Annotated in this window: 17 protein-coding genes; 15 read left to right on the top strand and 2 right to left on the bottom strand. The window is 60.6% G+C overall.

Annotated features, from left to right (window positions below; all coding sequences use genetic code 11):
* Window positions 1-4 precede the first annotated feature (4 nt).
* The 4 genes from V7714_RS17105 (at window position 5) to V7714_RS17090 (ending at window position 2,949) form a co-directional block, all read left to right on the top strand.
* On the top strand, window positions 5-784 hold the full coding sequence (locus tag V7714_RS17105; RefSeq protein ID WP_335710801.1) for a sulfite exporter TauE/SafE family protein: 780 nt from the start codon (window positions 5-7) through the stop codon (window positions 782-784).
* Between the two features lie 117 nt (window positions 785-901).
* Window positions 902-1,687 (top strand): SDR family NAD(P)-dependent oxidoreductase, encoded by a 786-nt coding sequence (locus V7714_RS17100; protein WP_335710800.1) that lies wholly within the window; start codon window positions 902-904, stop codon window positions 1,685-1,687.
* Window positions 1,688-1,754: 67 nt separating this feature from the next.
* Complete coding sequence (locus tag V7714_RS17095) at window positions 1,755-2,405, top strand: TetR family transcriptional regulator (RefSeq protein WP_335710799.1); 651 nt, start codon at window positions 1,755-1,757, stop codon at window positions 2,403-2,405.
* Between the two features lie 340 nt (window positions 2,406-2,745).
* Entirely contained in the window at window positions 2,746-2,949 is a 204-nt protein-coding gene (locus tag V7714_RS17090; RefSeq protein WP_284197446.1) for a cold-shock protein, read from the top strand.
* Between the two features lie 245 nt (window positions 2,950-3,194).
* On the opposite strand, the gene apaG is transcribed toward V7714_RS17090, so the two are convergent.
* The gene (apaG, locus tag V7714_RS17085; RefSeq protein ID WP_335710798.1) at window positions 3,195-3,578 is read right to left on the bottom strand and encodes a Co2+/Mg2+ efflux protein ApaG; all 384 of its coding nucleotides are present in this window, start codon (window positions 3,576-3,578) and stop codon (window positions 3,195-3,197) included.
* A gap of 122 nt (window positions 3,579-3,700) precedes the next feature.
* On the opposite strand from apaG, the gene rpe reads away from it, so the two are divergent.
* From rpe to V7714_RS17030, 11 genes are all read left to right on the top strand, one after another.
* The gene (gene rpe, locus V7714_RS17080) at window positions 3,701-4,384 is read left to right on the top strand and encodes a ribulose-phosphate 3-epimerase (protein ID WP_284197448.1); all 684 of its coding nucleotides are present in this window, start codon (window positions 3,701-3,703) and stop codon (window positions 4,382-4,384) included.
* Between the two features lie 34 nt (window positions 4,385-4,418).
* Window positions 4,419-5,186: an SDR family NAD(P)-dependent oxidoreductase gene (locus V7714_RS17075; RefSeq protein ID WP_335710797.1), complete on the top strand. Its 768-nt coding sequence runs from the start codon at window positions 4,419-4,421 to the stop codon at window positions 5,184-5,186.
* A complete protein-coding gene (locus V7714_RS17070; protein ID WP_335710796.1) occupies window positions 5,186-5,854 on the top strand; it encodes a phosphoglycolate phosphatase in 669 nt (222 codons plus the stop codon). Before V7714_RS17075 ends, V7714_RS17070 begins: the two co-directional genes overlap by 1 nt.
* Window positions 5,855-6,015: 161 nt before the next feature.
* Entirely contained in the window at window positions 6,016-7,479 is a 1,464-nt protein-coding gene (trpE, locus tag V7714_RS17065; RefSeq protein WP_335710795.1) for an anthranilate synthase component I, read from the top strand.
* A gap of 106 nt (window positions 7,480-7,585) precedes the next feature.
* Window positions 7,586-8,155, top strand: a complete 570-nt coding sequence (locus V7714_RS17060; RefSeq protein ID WP_284197452.1) for an aminodeoxychorismate/anthranilate synthase component II — start codon at window positions 7,586-7,588, stop codon at window positions 8,153-8,155.
* Window positions 8,148-8,582: a GFA family protein gene (locus V7714_RS17055; protein ID WP_335710794.1), complete on the top strand. Its 435-nt coding sequence runs from the start codon at window positions 8,148-8,150 to the stop codon at window positions 8,580-8,582. The genes V7714_RS17060 and V7714_RS17055 overlap by 8 nt, the downstream gene beginning before the upstream one ends.
* Complete coding sequence (locus V7714_RS17050; RefSeq protein WP_335710793.1) at window positions 8,579-9,868, top strand: NAD(P)/FAD-dependent oxidoreductase; 1,290 nt, start codon at window positions 8,579-8,581, stop codon at window positions 9,866-9,868. Before V7714_RS17055 ends, V7714_RS17050 begins: the two co-directional genes overlap by 4 nt.
* Before the next feature lie 129 nt (window positions 9,869-9,997).
* The gene (trpD, locus tag V7714_RS17045) at window positions 9,998-11,026 is read left to right on the top strand and encodes an anthranilate phosphoribosyltransferase (RefSeq protein ID WP_335710792.1); all 1,029 of its coding nucleotides are present in this window, start codon (window positions 9,998-10,000) and stop codon (window positions 11,024-11,026) included.
* Window positions 11,027-11,029: 3 nt separating this feature from the next.
* Complete coding sequence (gene trpC / locus V7714_RS17040; RefSeq protein WP_335710791.1) at window positions 11,030-11,818, top strand: indole-3-glycerol phosphate synthase TrpC; 789 nt, start codon at window positions 11,030-11,032, stop codon at window positions 11,816-11,818.
* Window positions 11,819-12,135: 317 nt separating this feature from the next.
* A complete protein-coding gene (locus V7714_RS17035; RefSeq protein ID WP_335710790.1) occupies window positions 12,136-13,173 on the top strand; it encodes a porin in 1,038 nt (345 codons plus the stop codon).
* 259 nt (window positions 13,174-13,432) lie between these two features.
* Window positions 13,433-14,434, top strand: coding sequence for a porin (locus V7714_RS17030; protein WP_335710789.1), 1,002 nt, complete (start codon window positions 13,433-13,435; stop codon window positions 14,432-14,434).
* 178 nt (window positions 14,435-14,612) lie between these two features.
* On the opposite strand, the gene V7714_RS17025 is transcribed toward V7714_RS17030, so the two are convergent.
* Complete coding sequence (locus V7714_RS17025; RefSeq protein ID WP_335710788.1) at window positions 14,613-16,100, bottom strand: S41 family peptidase; 1,488 nt, start codon at window positions 16,098-16,100, stop codon at window positions 14,613-14,615.
* Between the last annotated feature and the right edge of the window lie 11 nt (window positions 16,101-16,111).

The raw sequence follows: 16,111 nt of genomic DNA, 5'->3' as shown, positions 1-16,111 counted from the left end.
CCAAATGCAAGCAATAGAACTCCTGCCGCTGGTCCTCATCGCCTTCTCGGCAGGTCTCATCGATGCCGCCGTGGGCGGCGGTGGTCTGATACAGGTGCCGGGTCTATTTTCCACCCTACCCCAGCACACGCCCTCCACCCTGTTTGGCACCAACAAGTTCAGTTCGGTATTTGGTACCGGTATGGCGGCATGGCGTTACGCCCGCAAGATCGATATCGCCTGGAAGCTGGTCATCCCCGCCGCACTGACCGCCTTCGCCTTCTCCTTTATCGGCGCCATGGCTGTCAGCTATATTCCGCCAGCGTGGATGCGCCCCCTGGTGCTGGCCCTGTTGCTGTTCATGCTGGGCTATACATTGCGCAAGAAAGATTTCGGCGCACTGCACCGGCCCAGCCATATAGGCCGGCGCGAACTGATCATTGCGCTGGCCATAGGCGGTGCCATCGGGTTCTATGATGGCTTGTTCGGCCCAGGCACCGGCAGTTTTCTGATCTTCCTGTTCATCCGCTTTTTCGGGTTTGACTTCCTCCGCGCATCCAGTGCCGCCAAGATCGTCAATGTGGCAACCAACCTGGCCGCCCTCGCCTTCTTTATCCCCGCTGGCCATGTGCTGTACCACTATGCCATTCCCATGGCAGTGGCCAATATCGCCGGCGCCTTTTTTGGTGCGCGCATGGCCATGCGTGGCGGTACCACCTTGATACGCAAGCTCTTTATCGGCCTGGTCAGCGTGCTGATTGCCAAACTGGCCTGGGATATCTTCGGCACATTGTTGGCACGCTGAGCGCACAGGCTCGTACCATCCGCACGCCACACCCCGCTTGACAAATGACCACCGGTCACTTGTAATGTACCCATAAAATGACCACCGGTCATATTCATCAAACGGGAATGGGCAGACATGGACAACATCAAGGGCAAGTGGGCGCTGGTCACAGGCGCATCAAGCGGTTTCGGCATGGATTTCGCCACAGCCCTGGCTGAGCGCGGGGCCAACCTGATACTGACCGCAAGGCGCACCGAGCCCATGGAGAAGCTTGCCGCCAGCCTGCGCGCACTGCATGGCATCGAAGTAGTGGTAGAAGCAGCCGACTTGGCCACCCCCGGTGCCGGCAGCGCGCTCAAGGCCCAATTGGACAGCCACGGCCTGGCCGTGGATGTGCTGATCAACAATGCCGGTTTTGGCGTGTATGGCCAGTTTGTAGATCAGCCCCTGGGCAAGACGCTGGAAATGCTGCAACTCAATATACTCAGCTTGACCGAACTGACGCATGTATTTGCGGCCGACATGGTCAAGCGTGGTGGCGGACATATTCTGCTGGTGGCCAGCATCGGCGGCTATCAGGCCACCCCCACCTATGCGGCCTACGCAGCCAGCAAGGCCTATGTGCTGCTGTTTGGCGAGGCCCTGCATACTGAGCTGGCCCCCAGCAAGGTCAAGGTCAGCGTGCTGTCCCCCGGCGTATCCGCCACCGGTTTCCTGGCGGCATCGGGCCAGCAGACCACGCCTTACCAAAGACTGCTGATGATGCAATCGCGCCCGGTGGTGGATATCGGCTTGAAGGCGCTGTTCAACGGTACAGCCAGCGTAATTCCGGGTGTGGGCAACAAGCTCACCATCTTCAGCAACCGCTTCGCGCCCCGCAGCCTGCAAAGCCGCGTGGCATACCAGCTGATGAAAAACTAGCAGCAGCCTGGCCAGCAGACCGGGGGCGGCAATTCAGCGGCTCCCCAAACAGGGTAGAATTGTGGCCATGACCCAACGTGCCCTTGATAGCGAAGACAAACAGGCCCGACGCGACGCCATCCTGGCAGCGGCGCGCGGACTGTTCCTGCAAGATACTCGCAACCTGCCTTCCGTCGCCCGGATTGCCGAAGCCGCTGGCCTCGCCAAGGGCACGGTTTATCTGTACTTCTGCACCAAAGAAGAAATCTTCATGAGCTTGCTGTGGGCCGAGTGGCTCGGCCTGCTGCAGGAAGTACACGACAGCTTCAGCCCGGAGGGCGGCAGCGCCGAGGTACAGCTGACGCGCTTCATGCAGCGCTATGTCTGCTACCTGGACGAGCACCCCGAGTTGATGCGGCTGGATGCCATGGCCTATAGCGTGCTGGAGCAGAATCTGGGGCTGGAGCAGCTGCGTGTATTTAAACTGGAGCTGACCCAAGGCTTGGTCAGTGCTGGCGCCGCCCTGGAAGCCGCCCTGGGCCTGCCGGCCGGCCGGGGGCTTAGCCTACTGACCCGCGCCTATGCCCTCACGCGCGGCCTATGGCAATCGCTGGACTACCCGGACAGCCTTTGCCGTCTGCTGGATGAACCCGTATTTGCCCCAATACGGCCGGACTTCCGCACCGAGCTGCTGGCCGCCTTAGGAGAATACTGGCGGGGTGCGCTGGCAACCCCTTGACCCCCTGCGAGAGCTAGCAAGCGTGCAGGCAATACCTGGCGGTATCCGATGTCTAACGCTCGCTTAAAACAAAAACCCGAACAGCATAAATAGCCCTTGCAAGCCTTTATGCAGGCCAAAACCCAAGGCCAAATTAATCGCCCTCAAAGAAATAATTAGCATCATTCATTGACTCAACCAGCAGAACTGCGTAAAACGGGAGATGCAGGATCTTCAAGTAGAAAACCAGTTAGTTACTTAGTGCGTCTAAAGCTGTACCATTCGTGCTCGTTCCGTTCTCGACTCCTTGAATGTCATGCATATGGGCATGTGCCCAACACTACACAAAAGGATATTCAAGATGGAAACAGGTACCGTTAAGTGGTTCAATGACGCCAAGGGTTTTGGTTTTATCACCCCTGATGATGGCAGCAAGGATTTGTTCGCCCACTTCTCCGAAATTCGCTCGGAAGGCTTCAAGTCGCTGGCAGAAGGCCAAAAGGTCTCCTATGTTGCCGGCATGGGTCAAAAAGGCCCGCAAGCCACCAATATTCAAATGGTATAATCTGCTACTCGGCAGAATGATATCTCAGCGAGATGTTTGATTCAGGCGGTTTGTTTGATACAGAGCCACTAGCCTAGGATTCTGATTGCTGTAAAAAGGCAATTCCCCTCAAAAGGAATTGCCTTTTTGTATTCTGCGCTGGATTACCCTGACTGCATTTAAATGCAGCCTATGCCTTTGCATCACCACCTACAAGAATGGCGCGGGGGAAATTCTCACTATCCGCCGGCCACGCCCAGCGTGGCTCAATGCAAGACCCTGGGAACCGACAGCACAAACTGATCGACGACAGCGTCAAAGCACTCACCGTCCTCGGCACGGAACTGATAGCTGCCGTGCATAGTGCCAACAGGCGAACTGAGCGCTACGCCACTGGTATAGCCATATGCCTGCCCCGGCTGGAGGCTGGGTTGCTCACCCACCACCCCCTGGCCCCGCACCTCCTGCACCTTGCCATCGGCCTCGGTGATGATCCAGTGCCGGGTGAGCAACTGGGCGGCAATAGTACCGGTATTGACGATGCTGATGTGGTAGGCAAACACATGGCGATTCGCCTCCTCGTCCGACTGATCGGCGAGAAACTGGGTTTGCACGGTAACGGTGATGTCGTACTTGCGGGATTCGCCCATGGTGCCTTGGCGCAATGTGAGAGTAACGGACGAAGATTACACGCGAAAACGCAGTCAGCGACAAGGCGCTCATCGGTTTCCGGTAAAATCGATGCCATCTTCCCATCTCGCAGAGCACCGCCATGAGCCAGCCCACCTTCCGCATTGCCCCTTCCATCCTCTCTGCCAACTTTGCCAAGCTGGGCGAGGAAGTGCAGAACGTCATTGCGGCCGGCGCCGACATCATTCACTTCGATGTGATGGACAACCATTACGTGCCGAACCTGACCATAGGCCCCATGATCTGCGAGGCCATCCGCCCCTGTACCGACGCATTGATCGATGTGCATCTGATGGTCAAGCCAGTGGACCGCATCATCCCCGACTTCGCCAAGGCCGGTGCCAACATCATCACCTTCCACCCCGAGGCCAGCGAGCATATCGATCGCAGCCTGGGCCTTATCCGCGAACAGGGCTGCAAGGCCGGCCTGGTGTTCAATCCCGCCACCCCGCTGCACTACCTGGACCATGTCATGGACAAGCTGGACATGATACTGCTGATGTCAGTCAACCCAGGCTTTGGCGGCCAGAAGTTCATTCCCGGCACACTGGACAAGCTACGCGAGGCGCGTCGCCGCATCGACGAATATACCGCCAAGACCGGCCGGGAAATCTGGCTGGAGATTGATGGCGGGGTCAAGGTGGACAATATCGCCGAGATCGCACGCGCCGGCGCAGACACCTTTGTAGCTGGCTCGGCCATCTACAACACACCGGATTACAAGGCCACCATAGACGCCATGCGCGCCGAACTGGCCAAGGCCTGACCTAGGCCGGTATCCCACCAGCACAGAGCAGCGTATGCACAATCGCCCCAATCGATGCTACATCCTTACCGGCGCCTCGCGCGGCCTGGGCCTGGGCATGGCCCGCGCCATCGCAGCACAGGGCGACCACCTGATCGCGCTGGCTAGGCAGGAAACACCCGAACTGGCACAACTGGGCGCCGCCCTGCCAGGTTACCGCTTTGTGGCCGTAGACTTGGCCAATACCGACCAGGTCAGCGAAGTTGCCGAGGAACTGCTGGGCTCCTTGGCAGCAATGGACTGGCAAGGCATCTACCTGATCAACAACGCAGGCGTGGTCGAGCCCATAGGGCCGGCAGGCAGTTATGGCGACGCCGAGATGGCCCGCTGCCTCACCATCAATCTCACCGCTGCCATCCAGTTCAGCAATGCCTTTTTGCGACACCTGCGCGACCGTCCCTGTGACAAGCGCATACTGCAGATCAGCTCCGGTGCGGGCCGTAATGCCTATACCGGCTGGAGCGCTTATTGCGCCAGCAAGGCCGGGCTGGATATGTATAACCGCTGTGTGGGACTGGAGCAGGATGGCCTGCCCCACCCAGTGCGCATGGCATCGCTGGCGCCCGGCATCATTGACACCGGCATGCAAGCCAGCATACGTGCCACGCCCGAGGGGGACTTCCCCTTGCTGGAGCAGTTCAGGCAATACCAAGCCAATGGCGAGCTGGCCGACCCGGATAGCCGGGGGCAGGCGATCGTACAACTGCTGCATACAGACCATATCGGCCACGGCGCCGTACTGAATATCCGCGACTTTATCTGATGCCCATCAAAGCCATCGCCCTTGACCTGGACGGCACCCTGCTGGACACCATTGCCGACCTTGCCGCTGCGGCCAACGCCATGCGCAGCGACTTCGACCTACCCGCCCTGGAACAGGACAGGCTGGCCAGCTTTGTTGGCGGCGGCATGGCGCAGCTGGTACACCGCTCGCTCACCGACGCACGCGAGGGCCAGGCCGAGCCTGAGCAACACGCTGCCGGCATCACCGCTTTCTGCCGCCACTATGATCGCCTGCTGGCCGTCAAAACCCGCCCCTATCCCGGTGTAGTCACCGGCCTGGAGGCTTTCAGATCCATGGGATTGCGGTTGGCGGTCGTCACCAACAAGCCATTGCGCTTCACCGAGCCTGTGCTGGCGCAGACTGGCCTGCTGCCCTATTTCGACATCGTGCTAGGCGGCGACAGCCTGCCCGAGAAAAAACCCCACCCCCTGCCCTTGCAGACGGTATGCCAGCAGTTCGGTATCACAGCGGCCGAGCTACTGATGCTAGGCGACTCCCATTTTGATCGTGACGCCGCCAGAAATGCCGGCGCACCTTGCCTGCTGCTCGACTATGGCTACGAGGATGTACGCGGCCTACAGTGCGCCGGCATCATCTCCAGCCTTGTCGAGGCGGTGGATTTCGTGAAGAATGCTGGCTCGGATTGATGGCTTGCCTGCACTTGCGCCTTGATCCTGCCCCACACTACCCAGACGAACGACTTCAAACATCATGACAAGAGATTCCAAGCACTGCGGGCTGACCTGGCGATGGCGCTAATCGCGTCCTCCCGGTTTTTTACTTCACCCCTTTGCCAGGAAAGCTCGCCATGACCGAACTCGAATTCGACGCGCTCGCGCGCCAAGGCTATAACCGCATCCCCGTCGTCCAGGAAGGCCTGGCCGACCTCTACACCCCCCTGTCCGTCTATCTGCGCCTAGCCGATGCACCCTATTCCTATCTGCTGGAATCGGTCGTCGGCGGCGAACGCTTCGGCCGCTACAGCTTTATCGGCCTGCCCGCACGTACCGTGCTGACGGTACGCGGGCATCAGACCGAAGTCAGCGTCAACGGCGAAGTGGTCGAGCGCCATGAAGGCGATCCGCTGAGCTTTATCGGCGAGTTCGAATCGCGCTTCAAGGTGCCCCAGTTGCCCAACCTGCCCCGCTTTGCTGGCGGGCTGGTCGGTTACTTTGGCTATGACACCATCCGGCTGATCGAGAAGAAGCTGGCCCAGTGCGACAAGCCCGACCCCATAGGCGCGCCAGATATCCAGTTGCTGTTGAGCGAAGAGATTGCCATTTTCGACAACCTCAGTGGCAAGCTCTATCTGGTGGTCTATGCCGATCCCAGCCAGCCGCAGGCCTTTGCCAAGGCCCATTCGCGCCTGCATGCACTGCGCATGCAACTGCGTGATCCAGCTCGCCTGCCCCGTACCGAGGCCACCCCGCCCACCACGGCCAAGTCCGAGTTCGGCGAAAGCAACTTCAAGGCAGCGGTGGAGAAGGCCAAGCAATACATACTTGATGGCGACATCATGCAGGTCGTGTTGTCGCAGCGCATGTCCATGCGCTTCGAGCAGCCGCCCATCACGCTCTACCGGGCACTGCGCAGCCTCAATCCTTCGCCCTATATGTTCTACTACCAGTTGGGCGATACGCATATCGTCGGTGCCTCGCCCGAGATCCTGGTCCGCCACGAAGGTGGTACTGTCACGGTGCGCCCCATCGCCGGCACCCGGCCACGCGGCAAGAACCGCGACGAAGACCTGGCTCTGGAAGCTGATTTGCTGGCCGACCCCAAGGAAATCGCCGAGCATGTGATGCTGATGGACCTGGGCCGCAATGACGTAGGCCGGGTAGCACAGACCGGCACCGTCAAGGTGACGGACGATCGCGTGGTAGAGCGCTACTCCCATGTCATGCACATTGTCTCCAGCGTAGAGGCCGCCCTCAAGCCGGGCATGAGCAATCTGGACATACTGCGCGCCACCTTCCCGGCTGGCACCGTCTCCGGTGCGCCCAAGGTACGCGCCATGCAGATCATCGACGAGCTGGAACCCACCAAGCGCGGTATCTACTCGGGTGCTGTGGGCTACCTAGGCTTCAATGGCGATATGGATGTGGCCATCGCCCTGCGTACGGCCGTGATCAAGAACAAGACCCTCTATGTGCAGGCCGGTGCCGGCATCGTGGCCGATTCGGTGCCGCAGTCCGAATGGCAGGAAACCCAGAACAAGGCCCGCGCCGTGCTGCGCGCCGCCGAAATGGCCCAAAAGGGCCTGGACGGCTGAGCCCCAGTACGCCGACGCAAGCGCAGCCGGGTGTAACCTGCCGGCTGCCTCTCTAGATCATGCGGCCTGCCCATGGCAGGCGGCCTAATCAGGTAGTGACGCCACCATGCTATTGATGATCGACAACTACGACAGCTTTACCTACAACCTGGTCCAATACTTTGGTGAACTGGGACAAACGGTAGAGGTTTACCGCAACGACGAGATCAGCCTGGATGAGATCGCCGCCAAGCAGCCCCAGTACCTGGTGGTCTCCCCCGGTCCCTGCTCTCCCAGTGAAGCAGGCATCTCGGTCGCTGCCATCCAGCGCTTCGCCGGGCAAATCCCCATCCTGGGCGTCTGCCTGGGCCATCAATCCATAGGCCAGGCTTTTGGTGGCAAGATCATCCATGCCAAGCAACTGATGCACGGCAAGACCTCACCGGTCAGCCACCTCAGCGTGGGCACCTTCAAGGATCTACCCTCGCCCTTTATCGCCACCCGCTACCATTCACTGGTGATAGAGCGCGACAGCTGCCCGGATTGCCTGGAAATCACTGCCTGGACGGAAGATGGCGAGATCATGGGGGTAAGGCATAAGACCTTGCCTATAGAAGGGGTGCAGTTCCACCCCGAGGCCATCCTCACGGAACACGGCCACCAGATGCTGGATAACTTCCTCAAAACCTATGCCTGACGCCAGCCCTCCGGCCTCCCCACTGGAGGGCCAATGCTTCTGTGGCGCGGTACGCTATCGCGTCACGGCAGCCGCCAAATGGTGTGCCCATTGCCATTGCAGCATGTGCCGGCAGGCCCATGGCGCCGCCTTCGTGACCTGGTTTGGTGTACCGCTGTCCGCGTTCTGCCTCAGCCAGGGCGAGGCCGCGCTGCAATGGTTTGATTCCTCGCATGCTGCCAAGCGCGGCTTTTGCAAGCAATGCGGCACCCCAATGTTTTTCCATGGCCTGCGCTGGGCCGACGAAATGCACATAGCCCGCGCCAGCCTGCGCCAGGGCGAGGTGCAACACCCTTCCTCGCATGTGTTCTACGATAGCCATGTAAGCTGGGCCAGTTGCGATGACGGCCTACCGCGATTCGACGCCAGCAATCAATTGATGCCGTGACGCCGCTTAGCCCCTGCTGGTATGCCAGCCGCCAACCTGCACCCGCTGTGCGTCCCCGCTGTACCGGCAAGCTTGTGGCCGATGTGGGCATCCTGGGCGGTGGCCTTACCGGCTTGTCCTGCGCACTGCACCTGGCAGAACAAGGCGTTTCCGTGGCCTTGCTGGAGGCAGATCGCCTAGGCAGCGGCGCCTCAGGCCGCAACGGTGGCCAGGCACTGCAGGGCTTTGCCGGCAGCATGGCGGTCGTGGAACAAGCCGTTGGACCTGCCATCGCCCGGCAACTCTGGGACATGTCGCGTGAAGCGCTAGCCCTGCTCAAACAGCATGTCGCCCGCTTCAATATCGCCTGCGATCTCAGCCCCGGTGGCTATGTCTACGCTGCGCTGCATAAGGGCCAGTTGGCAGAGCTGGCGCAATGGCAGCAACAAGCACGGCAACGCTACGGCTATGCCGAGCTGCAACTGCTGGACGGCTACGCCCTTCAGGCGCATGTCGGCAGCGGCCGCTATGTCGGTGGCCTGTACGACCCACACGAAACGCATCTGGACCCCTGGGCCTACACCTTGGGCCTGGCAGATGCCGCCGAGGCAGCTGGCGCCAAGCTCTACGAGCACAGCCCTGCTAAAGGTTGGCAGCGTGATGGCGATGGCTATTGCATCGCGACCCCGTCCGGGCAATTGCACTGCCGCCAATTGTTCCTGGCCACCAATGCCACGGCGCTGACGCCACAGCTGGCCCGCCATTTCCTGCCGGTGGAGAGTTTCATCGTCGCAACCGAACCGCTCGACGCCAGCCTGGCACGCTCCTTATTGCCCAGCAATGCGGCCGTTGCCGATTGCAACCGGGTACTCAATTACTTCCGCCTCAGCACCGACCATCGCCTCTTGTTTGGCGGCCGTGCTGCCGGCACGGCCACAGACCGCCTTGCCGATACTCAGGCGCGCATGCTGCAGGTGTTTCCGCAATTGGCCGACGCCCGAATCGAGCATGCCTGGGGTGGCCGGGTCGATGTCACACCCCACAAGCTACCGCACCTGGGCCGGCTTTCCGATGGCACCCTGTTCGCCCAGGGTTTCAGCGGCCATGGCTTGGCCCTGAGCGGTCTCGTCGGCAAGGTCATGGCCGAAGCCATGCTGGGCCGGCCCGAACGGCTTGCGCTGTTTGAGCGCATACCCCAACATGCCCTGCCTACCCACCTGCCAGGCTTTACCCAGGCCGCACTGACCCTGGGCATGGCCTGGTACCAGTGGCGGGACTGGCTGGATGCCCGCTGGCACGGCGACTGAGCCGCCACCCGCACGGCCTCCCCTAAAGCAGCCTGGAAAGTCATAAGGAAATAAGCCCATTTCCTTTGCTAGCCCCTCGACTTTAGGTTGAAATCCCTACCCACCCTGTTTGATGCAAGCACCCACGCCATGATCACGCCACAAGCCGCCCTCAACCGCCTCATAGACGGTAACGAATTGTTCTACGACGAGATGCTCTCCGTAATGCGGCAGATCATGACCGGGGAAATGACGCCCACCCAGACCGCCGCCATACTGATAGGCCTGCGGGTCAAGGTAGAGACCGTATCCGAGATAGCCGCTGCTGCCACGGTAATGCGCGAGCTATCGAGCAAGGTTGCCGTGCAGGACAGGCGCCATCTGGTGGATACCTGCGGTACTGGCGGCGATGGGGCCCATACCTTCAATATCTCTACCACCGCAGCCTTTGTCGCCGCCGCCGCCGGTGCGCGTGTCGCCAAGCACGGCAATCGCGGCGTATCCAGCAGCAGCGGCTCGGCCGATGTACTGGAGGCCTTGGGCGTCAATCTGGTGCTCACCCCCGAGCAGGTAGGCCATTGCATAGACGAGCTGGGCGTAGGCTTCATGTTCGCGCCCAACCATCACGGTGCCATGAAGAACGTCGCCCCCATACGGCGCGAGCTGGGTGTACGTACCATTTTCAACATACTCGGCCCACTCACCAATCCAGCCGCTGCCGACAATCAGGTCATGGGCGTATTCCATCCCGACTTGGTCGGCATACAATGCCGCGTGCTGAAGGAGCTGGGTAGCCGCCATGTGCTGATCGTGCACGGCCGCGATGGCCTGGACGAGATCAGCCTGCGCGACACCACCCTGGTGGCCGAGCTCAGGGAGGGTGAAATCAGCGAATACGTGTTCGACCCACGCGAGCATGGTTTCAGCTTCTGCCAGGCGGCCGACCTGCACGCCGGCAACCCGCAAGAATCCCGCGCACGTATCGAAGCCGTGCTGGGCGGCGAGACAGGCCCCTGCCGCGATATCGTGGTACTGAATGCCGGCGCAGCACTCTATGCTGCCGACGTCAGCGCCACCCTGGCCGATGGCTTTGCCGCCGCCGCCGCCGCCATTGATAGCGGTGCCGCCCGCGCCAGGCTTGATGCCCTGGTGAACCTGACCCAACAATACAAAGCCTGATCCATGTCCGACATCCTCAAGCAGATACTCGCCACCAAGATTGAAGAAGTCGCCGCGGCCCAAGGGCATACCCCCTTAACCGCCGTACGCGCAGCGGCGGAAGCCCTGGGCGGATTGCGTGATTTCGTTGGTGCCCTGCGCAGCAAATATGCAGACGGCCATGCAGCCGTCATTGCCGAGATCAAAAAGGCCAGCCCTTCCAAGGGCGTGATACGGGCCGACTTTCAGCCTGCGGCAATCGCTGAGGACTATGCCCAGCATGGCGCAGCCTGCTTGTCTGTGCTGACCGACGAGCAGTACTTCCAAGGGCATGCCGACTACCTCAAGGCGGCCCGTGCCGCCTGCAGCTTACCGGTACTGCGCAAGGATTTTGTGGTTGACGCCTACCAGGTCTACGAGGCCAGGGCCATGGGTGCCGACTGTATCCTGCTTATCGTGGGCGCGCTGGAGACCGCGCATATGCTGGAACTGGAAGCCCTGGCGCAGGAATTGGGCATGGCCGTCCTGGTGGAATCGCACGATGGCGCGGAACTGGAACGCGCCCTGCACCTGAAGACCCCGCTGATCGGCATCAACAACCGGGACTTGCGCAGCTTCGAGGTCAGCCTGCAGACTACGCTGAACCTGCTGGACGATATCCCTAGCGATCGTATCGTCGTGACCGAATCCGGCATACTCAAGCCGGCCGACGTCAATCTGATGCTGGAGCATGAGGTATATGCCTTCCTGGTGGGCGAAGCCTTCATGCGCGAGCCTTCTCCGGGCCTGGCATTACGCCGCCTGTTTGCCTGAATCCGTATCCAGCCCCCACAACAAGGCGCCCCTGGGCGCCTCATTGCTTTTCAAGCACCTGCCCTGGCGCTTGCTCACGCCGACTATCCATCCAAGGCCCGGGTTCATGACAGGGCCTCTGCTGCTGCATTGCAGCAACAGCAGCAGCTTATGTAATTTGGGTGTCACCTGGCTCCCGTATAAATCGCGCCGTTGCCCAGGCGCAGAGCGCCCGGCCCACCGCCAGCAGCGACTATCCCTCCCCTGTTCTTACCCAGGCATACAGGCAGGTACTGTCCTCACGGCGCTTCCCGATTCATACAACTGGAGCCTATCCAATGAAAAAGCAATTGCTCGCCATCGCCGTCCTCGGCGCACTCGCAGCCCCCGCCTTTGCCGCTGACAGCAATGTCACCCTGTATGGCCGCCTGGAGATGGGCTACGAGTTCTTCGACAATGGCGACACCGCTGCACTCAAGGGTGTCACGACCCAGCGCGTTGAAGGCTATGCCTCGCGTATCGGCTTCAAGGGCGAAGAAGACCTGGGCGGTGGCCTGAAGGCTGTGTTCCAGATCGAAACCAAGGTCAATCCCGACAACGCCGCGCAGACTTCTTTTGCCGACCGCAATAGCTATGTCGGCTTAAAGGGCGACTTCGGCACCCTGTTGATCGGCCGCCATGACACCCCGTTCAAGCAACTGAACAAGAACGTGGACATCATGTGGGGCAATGCCGAGCAAACCGAAGTCATCACCAACGGCAAGGCCTCAGGCATCAGCCTGCATACCCGCCAGGACAATATCCTGCACTACACCTCGCCCAAGTTCAGCGATATCACCCTGCGCGCCTCGTTTGCCCCCGATGAAGCCAAGACCGGCTCCACCAACAAGCGCCGCCTCTCCGTTTCCGGCGAATTCGACAACGGTACCTTCAATGTCGGTCTGGGCTATGAGAACCAGGCAGACCAGGTAGCGGCCGGCAAGGATCGCCAGGGCCTGAAGCTGGTTGGCGGCTTCAAGCTGGGCGACACCACCTTTGGCGCGGCATACAGCCAGCTGGAAAACGAAACCGTCAAGGAAGTAGATACCTTCGCCCTGGCCGTCAGCCACAAGATAGGCGCCGTTACCCTGAAGGGCGCCTGGGCCACCGCCAGCGAGAACGATATCGGCAGCAACACCCAGGACGGCATCGACATGTATGGCCTGGAAGTGGATTACTCCCTGTCCAAGCGCACTGCCGTGTACGGTCTGTTCACCCAGATCAAGAATGAAACCAAGGCATCCGCCGGCTTCGCCAACGGCACCTCCGGTGGCGCACCGATCGCTGCCGGCGCCGATCCACGCATCTTCAGCGTAGGCATCCGCCACAACTTCTGATCTCTGACCAAGGCAGGCATTTGAAGCGGATGCGACAGCATCCGCTTTTTTTATTGCCCACCGTCTTGCACATTCCCCGCCGAAACACCATGCATAGCTGCATGAACACCGGTCATGTGTTGCAAATAAAACAGTAAATACCCGCTATTTCCCTGATATCCGGGTAATCCCGATTGCGAGGCCGCGCTCCCAGCGCGCAAACTTTTCCTCGCCTGAGTCCCGGACAGGCTCCCTACGATATCGAACAATGGAGAAAACTATGCGCAAGGCTCTGCTTGCCACGCTGGTAATGGGTGCACTGGCCGCTCCGGCTTTTGCCGAAGGTACGGTCACGGTATATGGCCAGATGAACGTCGGCGTGGTGTTCCACGACGAAGGCCCTGTCACCAAGACTAAGGTAGACAACCTCTACACCTCGTCGCGTCTGGGCTTCAAGGGCGACGAAAACCTGGGCGACGGGCTCAAGGCTTTCTGGCAGATTGAACAAGGCCTGCGTCCTGATGACGCAGCCACCACCAACTTCGCCAGCCGCGAAGGCTGGGTAGGCCTGCAAGGCGACTTCGGCAAGGTCGGCCTGGGTCGCGGCAAGACGCCCTACACCAATATGGTGGACTGGTTCGACATCTTTGACGGCGCCATCGGTGCTGCAGCAACTGCCTCCTACTCGGTCGACAGCATCCAGGATTCGCGTTTCAGCAACGCCATCCGCTATGACTCCCCAAACCTGGGCGGCGTCAACCTGTCCGGTATGTATAGCTTCGGCGAAAACAAGACCAGCACCACCGGTTCGTCCGATGGCTTCTCGGGGCTGGCCAGCTACAGCAACGGCCCCATCAAGGCCGGCCTGTCCTACGGTCAGCAGCGCAATCTGGCTGGCGTGAGCGGCAACAAGAAGTCGGCCTGGCAAATCGGCGGCATCTACACCCTGGGTGATCTGGGCTTGGGCCTGGCTTACCAGGCTGGCGAATGGCGCACTGCCGGTGTCGATTTTGACCGCGACACCGTCACCACCACGGTGACCTACAAGATAGGTGCTGGCACCCTGCGCGCCGGAGCCCAGTTCGCCGCCGAAGCCGATGTAGGTGGCAATAGCGCTGCCGACAGCGACTTCACCCGCTACGCAATCGGCTACAAGCACGGCCTGAGCAAGCGTACCTACGCCCTGGTCGAGTACTCCGCCCTCAGCGCCGACAAGAGCATTACTGGTGCCGCAGTGGCCGATCAACGTGGCCTGGCCGTGGGTCTGATGCACACGTTCTAAGTACCAGCTGACCTTGGCAGCAAGGTCAGCGGGCGCGCGTTGCACACAAAAACAGGCGGACATGGTTTCCATGTCCGCCTGTTTTTTCATACCTGCTTAGCGCCTACCACAAACTCTCGCCACGAGAGGTGACAGACTTCGCAAGCGCCAGGACAAACCTGGCACCCGCCATCATGCTTTACTTGGTGGTTGTAGCCACCGCAACGCCACTCTCGCTCACCGGTGTCGTGCGGCTGACAATCTGCTGCACCTTCAGCACATTGAGCGCCTGCTGCAGTTGATAGTCCTTCTTCAGCGAAATCTCGCCCGGGCGCAGCGGCTCTTCATCCTTTACCGGCTTACCGTCCTTATCCAGCGCCTCGGGCTTGACCTTGGCGGGTGCGGCCGGCTGGGGTGCGAGTTTGGCTTCCGGCTGCCCCTGCTTGGCCGGTGCAGTCTTGGTCTCGTCGCCGCCCTGCGGATTGCTCAGGTGGTGGTCAAGATCAGCCTCCCGCACACGGAAGGCATCACCCGTCACGCCGTTGAGCGTAGCCTCTTCAACCTCGATATCCGGCACGATGCCCTTGGCCTGGATGGAGCGACCATTCGGCGTGAAGTAACGGGCCGTGGTCAATTTGATGGCCGAATCCTTGCCGACATTGATGATGGTCTGTACCGACCCCTTGCCAAAGGTCTGGGTACCCACCACCACAGCACGCTTGTGATCCTGCAGCGCGCCGGCCACGATCTCCGATGCTGAGGCCGAGCCGGCATTCACCAGCACAACCAGCGGTACGGTCTTGATATCCTTGGGTAGCGGCTTGCCATCGCGGGGGAAGAACTCGCTGGAGGAGTTGAATTTCTCGCTCGAACCCGGCGCACGGCCCGTGGTGGAGACCACCAGCACATTGTCGGGCAGGAACAACGAGGACACGCCTATGGCGCCGGTCAGCACACCACCCGGGTCATTGCGCAGATCCAGGATCACCCCCTTGAGCGAACCCTTGTTTTCCTTGTAAAGGCCGTCCAGCGCGCGTGCGACATCCTCGGTGGAGCGATCCTGAAACTGGGCCAGTCGCACATAGCCATAGCCCGCTTCCAGCATACGGGATTTCACGCTCTGCACCTTGATCACAGCCCGCTTGAGGGTGAATACCAGCGGCTTGGTCTCACCCTTGCGCAGCACGGTGAGGACCACTGGCGTATTGGGCTTGCCCCGCATCTTGGCCACGGCATCGCTGAGCGACAAGCCACGCACCGGCGCTTCATCGATCTTCATGATGTAGTCGCCTGCCTTGATGCCCGCCATGAAGGCAGGGGTATCCTCGATCGGCGAGATCACCCTGACCAGGCCGTCCTCCAGATTCACTTCCAGGCCCAGGCCGCCAAACTCACCACTGGTGTTGACACGCAGGTCCTTGAACGCTTCCGGGTCCAGGTAGGCAGAATGCGGATCCAGCCCCGTCAACATGCCATTGATGGCCTCGTTGATGAGCTTCTTGTCGTCCACCGTCTCGACGTAATCCTGCTTGATGCGGGCATACACATCGGTAAAGGCACGCAATTCGTTGATCGGCAGGGGCGACATGGCTTGCTTCTCGGCCAGCGCCGTAGCACCTGCCGTCAACAGTATTCCCAGGCCCGTACCGGCTACCAGCCAGCTGATTTTTTGCACATTCGCTTGCATTGCCAATTTCC

The organism is Chitinimonas sp. JJ19, assembly GCF_036961565.1.
Taxonomy (GTDB): domain Bacteria; phylum Pseudomonadota; class Gammaproteobacteria; order Burkholderiales; family Chitinimonadaceae; genus Chitinimonas.
The sequence above is the reverse complement of the archived record's forward strand: the minus strand, read 5'-3'. Positions and strand labels throughout refer to the sequence as shown.

Excerpts from the sequence above, each read along its gene's own strand:
- V7714_RS17090 (WP_284197446.1), top strand. The coding sequence starts at position 2,746 with ATGGAAACAGGTACCGTTAAGTGGTTCAATGACGCCAAGGGTTTTGGT.
- V7714_RS17055 (WP_335710794.1), top strand. The coding sequence starts at position 8,148 with ATGCCTGACGCCAGCCCTCCGGCCTCCCCACTGGAGGGCCAATGCTTC.
- V7714_RS17030 (WP_335710789.1), top strand. The coding sequence starts at position 13,433 with ATGCGCAAGGCTCTGCTTGCCACGCTGGTAATGGGTGCACTGGCCGCT.
- V7714_RS17105 (WP_335710801.1), top strand. The coding sequence starts at position 5 with ATGCAAGCAATAGAACTCCTGCCGCTGGTCCTCATCGCCTTCTCGGCA.
- V7714_RS17095 (WP_335710799.1), top strand. The coding sequence starts at position 1,755 with ATGACCCAACGTGCCCTTGATAGCGAAGACAAACAGGCCCGACGCGAC.
- V7714_RS17060 (WP_284197452.1), top strand. The coding sequence starts at position 7,586 with ATGCTATTGATGATCGACAACTACGACAGCTTTACCTACAACCTGGTC.
- apaG (WP_335710798.1), bottom strand. The coding sequence starts at position 3,578 with ATGGGCGAATCCCGCAAGTACGACATCACCGTTACCGTGCAAACCCAG.
- trpE (WP_335710795.1), top strand. The coding sequence starts at position 6,016 with ATGACCGAACTCGAATTCGACGCGCTCGCGCGCCAAGGCTATAACCGC.
- V7714_RS17075 (WP_335710797.1), top strand. The coding sequence starts at position 4,419 with ATGCACAATCGCCCCAATCGATGCTACATCCTTACCGGCGCCTCGCGC.
- V7714_RS17070 (WP_335710796.1), top strand. The coding sequence starts at position 5,186 with ATGCCCATCAAAGCCATCGCCCTTGACCTGGACGGCACCCTGCTGGAC.
- V7714_RS17035 (WP_335710790.1), top strand. The coding sequence starts at position 12,136 with ATGAAAAAGCAATTGCTCGCCATCGCCGTCCTCGGCGCACTCGCAGCC.
- V7714_RS17025 (WP_335710788.1), bottom strand. The coding sequence starts at position 16,100 with ATGCAAGCGAATGTGCAAAAAATCAGCTGGCTGGTAGCCGGTACGGGC.
- rpe (WP_284197448.1), top strand. The coding sequence starts at position 3,701 with ATGAGCCAGCCCACCTTCCGCATTGCCCCTTCCATCCTCTCTGCCAAC.
- trpD (WP_335710792.1), top strand. The coding sequence starts at position 9,998 with ATGATCACGCCACAAGCCGCCCTCAACCGCCTCATAGACGGTAACGAA.
- trpC (WP_335710791.1), top strand. The coding sequence starts at position 11,030 with ATGTCCGACATCCTCAAGCAGATACTCGCCACCAAGATTGAAGAAGTC.
- V7714_RS17100 (WP_335710800.1), top strand. The coding sequence starts at position 902 with ATGGACAACATCAAGGGCAAGTGGGCGCTGGTCACAGGCGCATCAAGC.